The following is a 10,379-nucleotide window of genomic DNA, read 5'->3' as shown; positions in this document are numbered from 1 at the left end:
CGGCCCCCGCCCGCCCGCCCCCCCGCCCGCCCCCCCCCCGCCCCCCCCCCCCCCCCCCCCGCCCGGCGCGGGGGCGCCCCCCCCCCCCCCGCCGCCCCCCCCCCCCCCCGCGGCTCTGTCGCGTCGTGGGCCGGTGTTCAGGGAGTCAGCGGCGGCCGGGGGCCCTCGTCGGGGCGGGAGTCCGGCTGTGCGCCGTCCTGACGGATGACCTCACCCTGCACGACCTTTCCGTCCGGCCGGTGAATCCGGGCCTGCTGGAAGGCGCCGGAGAGGCTGCCGGGGGTCGCCGCACGCATCCGGCGTTCCAGCGACCGCTCCGCGTACCGGCCCAGCGACGAACGGACCGGCGGCACCAGCAGCACGAGCCCCGCGACGTCCGAGATCATCCCCGGGATCATCAGCAGCAGCCCGCCGAGCATCAGGAAGCCGTTGCCCCTGCTTCCCGGGGACACGGTCTGCCCAGCGGCGGCAGCCTCGGGCTGCCCCGGCATCCGCTGGAGCGTCTCGGTGAGGTTGCGGAAGGCCCGGCGGCCGGCCCGCTTCATCACCGCGGCCCCGAGCACGATCCCCGCGACCAGAAGCAGCAGCACGGTGAAACCGCCCGCCGCGTCGGCCACGACGGTGAGCAGCCAGATCTCCAGCACCGCCCAGGCGGCGATGGCGAGGGGGATGAAGGTACGGGCGCGTGAACGCATGGGGGCGGTCGGGGGCGGTGTGCTGCCGGTCGTCATGGTCCCCAGTGTGCCCGTACGCGCGTCCAAGCGGCGTATGGGGTGATCACGAGCGGCGGACCGGAGCCCGCCGCCCCGCCGGATCAGGTCGCCTTGCGGCCGAGGGCCCGGTTCGTTCGGGAGGTGACCCCCCAGGAGGTGACCCGCCAGAGCGCCTCGACCAGGATGTCGCGGCTCATCTTCGAGTCGCCGATCTCACGGTCGACGAATGTGATCGGGACCTCGACGACGTGATACCCGGCGTCGATGGCGCGGCGGGCCAGGTCCACCTGGAAGCAGTAGCCCTGCGAGGCGACCCGGTCGAGACCGATGCCCTGCAGGGTCTCGGCGCGAAAGGCCCGGTAGCCACCGGTGACGTCCCTGGTCCGCAGACCGAGGAGGAGCCGGGAGTACGTACTGCCGCCACGGGAGATCATTTCGCGGGACTTGGGCCAGTTGACCACGCGTCCGCCCGGCACCCAGCGGGAACCCAGCACCAGGTCGGCACCCTTGAGCGCGGTGAGCAGCCGGGGCAGCTCCTCGGGCTGGTGGGAGCCGTCGGCGTCCATCTCCACGAGCACGCCGTATCCGTGTTCGATGCCCCAGTCGAAGCCCGCGAGGTAGGCCGCGCCCAGCCCTTCCTTGCCCTTGCGATGCAGCACCTGGACCTGGCTGTCCGCGGAGGCGAGCTCGTCGGCGATCTTGCCGGTGCCGTCGGGGCTGTTGTCGTCGGCGACCAGGATGTCGGCTTCCGGCACAGCGGCGCGCACCCGGCTGACGATCGGCTTGATGTTCTCGGCCTCGTTGTAGGTCGGAATGATCACCAAGGTTCTGCCCAGCGGGCCGTATCGCCTCTGACCGCCGTCGTTCACTTACTGCCCCTTAAGTCCGTACGCAGGTGCACACCATATCCAGCGGGCGGGGGCCTGTGGCCGACACGGTCGGCCGGGAACGGGCACCGCCGCGGACAGAAGGAGGGAAGTGCGGACAGACCCCCTGGCGGGAGCCGACGGGAACTACGGATGGGGGCCCAGCGCCCTTCGGGCCGACCTGGGACCCGCTGGCTGCGGGTCGACCTAGAGCCGTTGTCTACTGAACGTCCGGGCCCCACCCGGGTCGCACCTACCGTCCGGCTGAAACCTTCCCTCGCCCCCGAGGCGCGGGCGCTGAACCTGGCTGTCAGTGGTGGTGCGCCGGTGCGGCGCACCACCCCATGACCCAGCGGCGTTCGACGACTGCGTGGAGGTTTAACCGGTCGGACGTCCTGTGGTGGACTCGGCCGAACCTACCGGCCGGTGGGCACTCTCTGTCAATAGCCGCCTGACCTGCAAGGTTTACGGAACTTGCCTGGTCAGTAGCGAAGATCCGCAGGTCGCGGCGGAACAGGGGCGTCTTCGATCGACGGTACGAAATGTCCGGACGTCACTCGTTCGGCCGTACGAAGACCGTTTGTCCGAAGACCACGGTGCGGAGGCAGACCGGGAGCTCCGCGCCCGGGGTGAGATCCGGCAGTCCGGGCGTTCCCGACCTCGGGTCGGTCGACCAGCGGGCCACCCGGTCGTCCGGTGCCTGAACCACCAGGTCGGCGGTGCGCCAGATCGCGTAGTCGGCCGGGGCGCCGGGCACCAGGGTCCCCGCGTCGTCGCGGCCGACGGCCCGCCAGCCGCCCCTGGTGTGGGCGGTGAAGCCGGCCCGTACGGAGATCCGGTGCTCGGGCGTGCGGTGGAAGGCGGCGGCCCGCACGGTCCCCCACGGGTCCAGCGGGGTCACCGGGCTGTCCGAGCCGAAGGCCAGCGGCACACCGGTCCGCAGGAGCGCCGCGTACGGGTTGAGGGTCCTGGCCCGCTCGGCCCCGAGCCGCTGGACGTACATGCCCTCCTCGCCGCCCCAGGCCGCGTCGAAGGCGGGCTGCACGGAGGCGGTCAGGCCCAGTTCCGCGAAGGCGGCGACGGTCTCGGGCGTGAGCATCTCGGCGTGCTCGACACGGTGCCGGGCAGCCCGGATCCGGGCCAGGCCCAGCGTCTCGGAGGCTGCCCGGACGCCCTCCACCACGGCGCAGACCGCGGCGTCGCCGATGGCGTGGAAGCCGGCCTGCAGCCCGGCTTCCGTGCAGGCGGTGACATGCGCGGCGATCCCCGCGGCGTCCAGGTGGGCGGTCCCCTTGTGTCCGGCCGGACCGTCGGCGTACGGCTCGTGCAGGCAGGCGGTGTGCGAGCCGAGGGAGCCGTCGACGAAGAGGTCCCCGGCCGCGCCGATCGCGCCGAGCTCCCGGACGCGGCGGGCGTCCTTCTCGTCGGCAACCTGCTCGGCCCAGTAGCCGAAGACCCGCGGTCCGTTCTCCGCGGCGGCGAGCTTCAGCAGCGCGACGAAGTCCTCCTCGTCGGAGATGTCGGGGCCGCCGCACTCGTGGACGGTACCGATGCCGAGCGATGCGGCGTGGCGCAGGGCGGCGCGCTGGGCGTCGGCGCGCTGCCGCGAGGAGACGGCACCGTGGGCCGCGGAGCGCACCGCGTGGTGGGCGGCACCGGTCAGCGGGGCGTCGGGGTGGAACCCGGTCAGCGTGGTGACTCCGGGGACCAGATCGAGCAGGGCGGTGGTCACCACCGCCGAGTGCACATCGACACGGGGCAGGTAGACCGGCCGTCCACCGGCCGCGTCGTCGAGTTCGGCGCGCGACGGGGGGCGCTGCTCCGGCCATCGCGTGGCGTCCCAGCCGTGACCGAGGACGACCCGGTCCGCCGGGTGCGCCGCCACGTACGCGCGCAGGAGACCGAGCACCTCGCCAAGGGTCCGGGCACCCGAGAGGTCGAGGCCGGTGAGGGCCAGTCCGGTCGATGTGGTGTGGACGTGGGCGTCGGTGAACGCGGGGGTGACCAGCGCGCCTTCGAGGTCGATCACTTCGTCGACGCCGCTCGCGAAGGCGTCGGCGGCTCCTTCCGAGCCCACCCAGGCGACATGGCCGCGTTCGACGACCATGGCGGTGGCGAACGGGTCGGCGGGGCTGTGGACGTCTCCACCGCGCAGCAGCACGGTGCGGTGTTCGCTCTGGGGGGCGGTGCTCTCGGTCATGGGACCAGTCTCGCGCCTGCCCGGACGCGCCCGCTCCGCGGCCCCCTCAGATCTGCGGGGGCCTGGCCTCGTACGGCGTGGAGAGGACGACGGTGGTCCGGGTGGACACACCGGCCAGCGAACGGATCCGGGTGAGCAGGTGCTCCAGCTCCAGCGGGGTCGCGACCCGCACCTTGAGGATGTAGTTCTCGTCACCCGCGACGCTGTGGCACGCCTCCAACTCCGGGATGCCCGCGAGCCGCTCCGCGATGTCGTCCGGCGCGCTCGGGTCGAAGGGTTTCACCGAGATGAAGGCGGTGAGCGGCAGGCCGACGGCCTCGGGGTCGACGACCGCGGCATAGCCCCGGATCACCCCGCGCTGCTCCAGTCTGCGGACACGCTGATGAACGGCCGAGGTGGACAGGCCCGTGGCCTTGCCCAGGTCGGTGTAGCTCATCCGCCCGTCCTTGACGAGCAACTCCACGATCTGTCGGTCCAGCTCCTCCATATGGATCAATCTATGGCCCCGGGCACCTCCAGGCACAGCGGCGAGGGCAACGGAAGGGCCCTCACGGCGAGCATGTGACGAATGCCACAGGTATACGGGTCGGTAGCCACCCCACTGGCGGTTACGGCCGAGGCGCGACGGGAAGTGCTTGCTGTGGTCGAGGCCGTGGCGCCTTGTCGGCCCACCCGAGGGGGGAATTTCCCATGCAGAGCCTGAAACTCACCGTTCGCACCGAGCCGGATCCCGCTGATCCGGTCGAGGACACCGTTCCCGACGCGTACGACACGTTGGAGATGTACCGGGTGATCTGCCCGGACTGCGCGCAGCCGATCGCGCTGCTGGCGGACGAGGACGTACTGCCGGAGCACGCGCTGTGCCCGACCCCGTGGAACCCGTTCGTCCTGACGGTCTGCGACGGTACGGGCCGCGCGGCGTCGCACGCGCGGCCCGCCGACGAGTCGCTCGACCTCCAGGAGCAGGAGACGGGCCTGCTGTTGACGCTTCCTCAGGGGTTCGACTGGAGGATGCAGCCGTTCTCGCACGCCGGCGGCCCGGGGTCGCGCCCGTTGCAGGTGCCGCGGATACGGAGCAAAGCCGCCTGAGACCGCCCCCGCGTCCGCGCGGGACCGCCCGGACTCTTCCGGGCCCGCACGACACAGCTGTGCCGCACCACGACGGCCCGACCGGCGTGGTGCCCGCTGCCGAAGGCTCCGCCGCCCGGGGGCCCGGGCGAACGGGCTCGCGAATCGGCCGGGCAGTGACCAGGGCCCGCCCGGCGCCGTTGGCCGGGCATGACCCTGCTGCATTCAACGGCCGGTCCCGGTCGTCGCCGTCTCGCCGATACGACCGCCGAAGAATCGGTTCCGCAGCCCGGTTCGCAGCCGGTGCCGCACCCCGCGCCTCCCCGGTCGGCACCGCGAACGGTGCCGCACTCCACCGATCCGCCCATCTACCGGGCCCTGCTCCGTCATTGGGAGGGCGCCGGCCGGACCCTGCCGGGCCGTCACGACCAGGAGTGGAACCGGATCATGACGACGCCCGTGTGGTCGGAGCGGCCGCTGCGGGTCAGCGTGTCTCAGGACCTGCGAGGTGGCGCGCGATGACCATCCGCTGGATCTGATTGGTGCCTTCGACGATCTGCAGCACCTTGGCCTCGCGCATCAGCCGCTCGACGGGGAAGTCGAGGGTGTAGCCGTATCCGCCGAGCACCTGGACTGCGTCGACGGTGACCCGCATGGCCGCGTCCGTGCAGAACAGCTTGGCCATGGCCGCCTGACGCGAGAAGGGCTTGCCCTCGTCGCGCAGCCGGGCCGCCTCCAGATACAGCGCGCGGCCCGCCTCGATCTGGGTGGCCATGTCGGCGAGCATGAAGCGCAGGCCCTGGAAGTCCGCGATGGGCCGGCCGAACTGCTGCCGTCCGGTGGCGTAGGCGACGGCCTCGCTCAGGGCCGCCTGGGCGAGGCCGATCGCGCAGGCGGCGATGCCCAGGCGGCCGGAGTCGAGCGCGGACAGGGCGATCGCGAAGCCCTGCCCCTCCTCGCCGATCCGGCGCGCGTCGGCGACCCGTACGCCGTCGAAGTTCAGCTGGGCGGTGGGCGAGCCCTTCATGCCCATCTTCTTCTCGGGGGCGGCCGCGTTCAGGCCCTCGGCGTCGCCCGGGACCAGGAAGGCCGTGATGCCCCGGGGGCCTTCGACCCCGGTGCGGGCGAGCACCGTGTAGAAGTCGGCGATGCCGCCGTGGGTGATCCACGCCTTGGTGCCGGTGAGGACCCAGTCGTCACCGTCCCGTACGGCCTTCGTGCGGAGCGAGGCGGCGTCGGAGCCGGAGGCGGGTTCGGAGAGGCAGTAGGCGCCCAGCAAACCCCCTCCCAGCATCGCCGGGAGGTGCTCGGCCTGCTGCTCCTTGGTGCCGTATCCGGCGAGCGCGTGGCAGGCCAGGGAGTGGACGCTGACGCCGAGGCCGACGGTGAGCCGGGCGGTCGCGAGCTCCTCCAGGACCTGGAGGTAGACCTGGTACGGCTGGTCACCACCGCCGTGGGCCGAGTCGTAGGGCAGCCCGAGCAGTCCGGACTCGGAGAGGAGGGTGAAGACTTCGCGCGGGAACCGGCCCGCTTCCTCCTCCTCGGCCGCCCGTGGCGCGATCTCTCGCTGGGCGATGTCGCGTACGAGCGCGACGAGCTGCTGGGACTCCTCGGTGGGCAGACGACGTTCCACCAATTGCGGGGCACGGTCGGACATGACGGCGCTCTCCTCCCTGTCGGGCGTTGCGACGGTCGCGCGCGCGGGGTGTGGGCGGCGCCGCCGGGGGGCTTCCGGGCGGGACCCGGAAGAGCACTGCTGCTCAACCGATGCCGGCCCCTCGGATTACGAGAGCTGCTGGCCAGCGGCTGTGGCGGCTTGAGTATGCCCGATCGGACCATATCCGTCACGGGGTGACGGAGCGACTCGGCGGCGAGCGGAACGGTCCCCGCAGTGCCGAGGTGTTCCTTCCCATGGCAACGCGACGGCGCTGCGGGCCGACGCCGCTGCTCCGCCCGGACGGTAGCGGCGGGCAACCAGGGGTGGGCACGGCCCGGCTGTCACGAGGACCCTGGTACGAAGGCCGCGTGACCGGGGGCCGCACCGGCCGACGCCGTACGGCCCGGGGCGGACCACTGTGGCGGGCCACCTGCGCCAACAGGCATGATGGGCACATCAGTTCCACACGCCCCACATGCCGCGCGTCCCCGTCCCGCCCCACGGGCACCGGGGTCCGGGAGGTCAGAACGTGTCACGCCAGGTGCTCACCGTCGCAGCGGACGGGACAGGCGACTGCCGCACCATCACACAGGCCGTCGAACAGGCCCGTACGGGAGCCGTCGTCAGCATCGCCCCGGGGCGTTACGAGGAGAGCGTGACCGTCACGGTCGCCATCACCCTGGCCGCTGCGGAGGGGCGCGGGACCGTGGAGCTGGCGCCGCGGCGCGGCACGGCGCTGACACTCACGGGGGAGGCCGTGATGGTGAGCGACCTGGTCCTGCGCGGACACGACGACGAACTGCCGGTCGTGGACGTACCGCGCGGCCAGCTCGCCCTGGACCGCTGCGATGTGCACGGCTCGGCCTGGGCGGCGCTGTTCGCCCGGGGCAGCGGGTCGCTGGCGCTGCGTCAGTGCCGGATCAGCAATCCGGCGGGCGCGGGTGTGGTGGCCACGTCCGGCACCGAGAGTTTCCTGGAGGACTGCGTCGTCGAACACCTCGGCACGTCCGCGGTGGTGGCCGGGGAGCGCGGCCGGATCTCGGTGCGCGCGAGCCGGCTGCGCGATGCCCGCGGCAACGGCGTCCTCGCCAACGGCCAGGCGCACGTGCTGGTCGAGGACTGCGAGATATCCACGACCGACAAGCCCGGCGTCGCCGCCGAGGAGGACAGCTCGGTCCGGGTGGTGCGCGGCACGGTCCGCGAGTCCGTCGTCGGGGTGTTCGTGAACAGCACCGGTCCGGCCGTCCTGGAGGACGTCACGGTGCGGGACACCACCGGGCACGGCTTCGTGGTGGGCTCCGGCAGCTCCCCCACGCTCAGCCGCTGCCGTACCGAACGCACCGGCGGTCATGGGCTGCTGGTGACCGAGCGCAGCCGGGGCAAGATCGAGGAGTGTGTGTTCACGGCCGCCAAGGAGCCCGCGGTCCGAGTCTGCGGCTTCTCCTCCCCGGTGCTGACCGGCACCGTCGTGCGGGACACCGAGGGTGCCGGGCTGCTGCTGGAGGAGGATTCGGCGGCCGAGCTCGACCGTCTCGAAGTACTGGACTCCGCAGCGAGCGGGATCGTGATCCGCAGCGGCGCCAATCCGCTGCTGCGGCGGGCCGCCGTCGCCCGGTCCGGCGCACACGGCGTGGAGGTCTCCAAGGACGGCCGGGGGCGGTTGGAGGACTGCGTCGTCGAGGAGTCCGCCGACTCGGCGGTCCACGTGTCGGGCCACGGCAACCTGCACGTCGGCGGAGGGCGGCTGCGCGCCGCCACGGGCGCGGGCGTGCATGTGGGCGCGCTGGGGACGCTCACGCTGCGCGACACGTCCGTGGAGGACTCCGGCGCCGCGGGCGTGCAGGTCGACGCGGAGGGCGAGCTGAGCGCCGCGCGGGCCCGGGTGAGCGGTTCCGGCGAGCACGGCGTGCTGGTGGCGGCGGGCGCGCGGGCCTCGCTGAACGCGTGCGAGGTGACCGGCTCGGCGGCCGACGGTGTACGGGTCGAGGGCACCGATCCGGTATCGCTGATCGGCTGCACGGTGCGGGAGAACCGGGGCAGCGGGCTGCGCCAGGCAGTTCCCGGCGACCGTCTCGCCGTCGAGGGGCTGAACAGCGCGGAGAACGGGGCGCCCGACGCCTGGGGCAGCGCGGCGGGCGCGGAGGCCGCGGGCGACGGGCGGCTGCCGGGCGGCTCGGTACCGGTGGCGGCCGAACCGGCGACCGGGACCGGACCGGTGGCGGAGCTGGAGTCGCTGATCGGCCTGGACGACGTCAAGCAGCAGGTGCTGACCCTGATCAATCTGAACCGGATGGCCCAGCGCCGGGCCAGCCTCGGCATGCCCGCTCCGCCGATGAGCCGCCACTTGGTCTTCGCGGGCCCGCCCGGCACCGGCAAGACGACGGTCGCCCGCCTCTACGGCTCGATCCTGGCATCGCTCGGCGTGCTGCGCTCCGGACACCTGGTGGAGGTGTCGCGGGCCGACCTGGTGGCGCAGGTCATCGGCGGCACCGCCATCAAGACCACCGAGACCTTCGGCAAGGCCCTCGGCGGGGTGCTGTTCATCGACGAGGCGTACACCCTGCTGTCGGACGGCGGCGGTTCCGGCGCGGACTTCGGGCGGGAGGCGATCGACACACTGGTGAAGCTGATGGAGGACCACCGCGAGGACGTCGTCGTGGTGGCGGCCGGCTACCCGAAGGAGATGACCGAGTTCCTGGCCTCCAACCCGGGGCTCGCCTCGCGCTTCACCCGCAACGTCGAATTCACCGACTACACCTCGGACGAGCTGGTCACCATCGTGGAGCGGATGTGTACCGGCCACCACTACGAGCTGGACGCGGCGGCCCGCACCGCGTTGCGCGCACACTTCGAGCGGATACCCCGCGACGCGGGCTTCGGCAACGGCCGCACCGCGCGCAAGGTCTTCGAGGAGATGGTGGACCGGCAGGCGTCCCGGCTCGCCACGCAGGCAGACGTCAACGAACGGGACCTGGCGGTACTGACGGCCGAGGACATCGGCGTCGTGGCCGGGCCGGGAGGCCCGGGCGCCGGGCCCGACGACGATCCCCTGCTGCGGCTGGACGGCCTGGTCGGGCTGGCCGCCGTCAAGCGCGAGGTGGGCGACCTGGTGAACCTGCTCGCCACCACCCGGCGGCGGGCGGCGGCCGGCCTGCCTACGCCCCGGATCAGCAACCATCTGGTGTTCGCCGGTCCGCCCGGCACCGGCAAGACGACGGTCGCCCGGCTCTACGGCGAGTTGCTGACCTCGCTGGGGGTGCTGCCGCGCGGCCAGCTGGTGGAAGTGTCGCGCGCGGATCTGGTGGGCCGCTGGATCGGGCACACCGCTCAGCTGACCCGGGAGGTCTTCGAACGCGCCCTGGGCGGGGTGCTGTTCATCGACGAGGCCTACACACTCACGCCTCCGCAGGGCGGCGGCTCCTCGGACTTCGGCCAGGAGGCGGTGGACACCCTGCTGAAGCTGATGGAGGACCACCGGGACGAGGTGGTGGTGATCGTGGCGGGCTACACCGCGGAGATGGACCGCTTCCTGGACTCCAACCCCGGGCTCGCCTCGCGCTTCACCCGGCACATCGAGTTTCCCGACTACTCCTCGGACGAGCTGGTCACCATCGTCCGGCAGCACGCGGCGGACAACGGCTACGAGTGCGCGCCAGGAGCCGCGTCGGCGTTGCGCGAGCACTTCGACGCGGTACCGAGGGGCCGTACGTTCGGCAACGCGCGGCTTGCGCGTCAGACGCTGGAGCAGATGATGACCCGTCAGGCGGGGCGGCTCAGCACGGTCGCCGCGCCGAGCCTGGACGATCTGCGGCTGCTGCTGCCCGAGGACCTGCACCACCGCTGAAGACCACCTGCCAGTCGAGCCGCCCGAACCG

7 protein-coding genes are annotated in these 10,379 nt (G+C 72.7%); 2 read left to right on the top strand and 5 right to left on the bottom strand.

Features of this window, described 5'->3' with window-relative positions; all coding sequences use genetic code 11:
* Positions 1-137: 137 nt before the first annotated feature.
* From fxsA to ACZ68L_RS36760, 4 genes are all read right to left on the bottom strand, one after another.
* Positions 138-731, bottom strand: a complete 594-nt coding sequence (gene fxsA / locus ACZ68L_RS36775; protein ID WP_469586338.1) for an FxsA family membrane protein — start codon at positions 729-731, stop codon at positions 138-140.
* 83 nt (positions 732-814) lie between these two features.
* A complete protein-coding gene (locus ACZ68L_RS36770; protein ID WP_361453945.1) occupies positions 815-1,582 on the bottom strand; it encodes a polyprenol monophosphomannose synthase in 768 nt (255 codons plus the stop codon).
* A gap of 550 nt (positions 1,583-2,132) precedes the next feature.
* A complete protein-coding gene (locus ACZ68L_RS36765) occupies positions 2,133-3,779 on the bottom strand; it encodes an amidohydrolase (RefSeq protein ID WP_469586334.1) in 1,647 nt (548 codons plus the stop codon).
* A gap of 46 nt (positions 3,780-3,825) precedes the next feature.
* A complete protein-coding gene (locus ACZ68L_RS36760) occupies positions 3,826-4,266 on the bottom strand; it encodes an Lrp/AsnC family transcriptional regulator (RefSeq protein ID WP_361453939.1) in 441 nt (146 codons plus the stop codon).
* A gap of 203 nt (positions 4,267-4,469) precedes the next feature.
* Here ACZ68L_RS36760 and ACZ68L_RS36755 point away from each other — a divergent pair, with 203 nt between their 5' ends.
* A complete protein-coding gene (locus tag ACZ68L_RS36755) occupies positions 4,470-4,868 on the top strand; it encodes a hypothetical protein (RefSeq protein ID WP_469586330.1) in 399 nt (132 codons plus the stop codon).
* 463 nt (positions 4,869-5,331) lie between these two features.
* On the opposite strand, the gene ACZ68L_RS36750 is transcribed toward ACZ68L_RS36755, so the two are convergent.
* Positions 5,332-6,504, bottom strand: coding sequence for an acyl-CoA dehydrogenase family protein (locus ACZ68L_RS36750; protein ID WP_469586327.1), 1,173 nt, complete (start codon positions 6,502-6,504; stop codon positions 5,332-5,334).
* 529 nt (positions 6,505-7,033) lie between these two features.
* Here ACZ68L_RS36750 and ACZ68L_RS36745 point away from each other — a divergent pair.
* Positions 7,034-10,348: an AAA family ATPase gene (locus ACZ68L_RS36745; RefSeq protein WP_469586325.1), complete on the top strand. Its 3,315-nt coding sequence runs from the start codon at positions 7,034-7,036 to the stop codon at positions 10,346-10,348.
* Positions 10,349-10,379 lie beyond the last annotated feature (31 nt).

This window comes from Streptomyces sp. NPDC104309 (assembly GCF_055584025.1).
The sequence above is the reverse complement of the archived record's forward strand: the minus strand, read 5'-3'. Positions and strand labels throughout refer to the sequence as shown.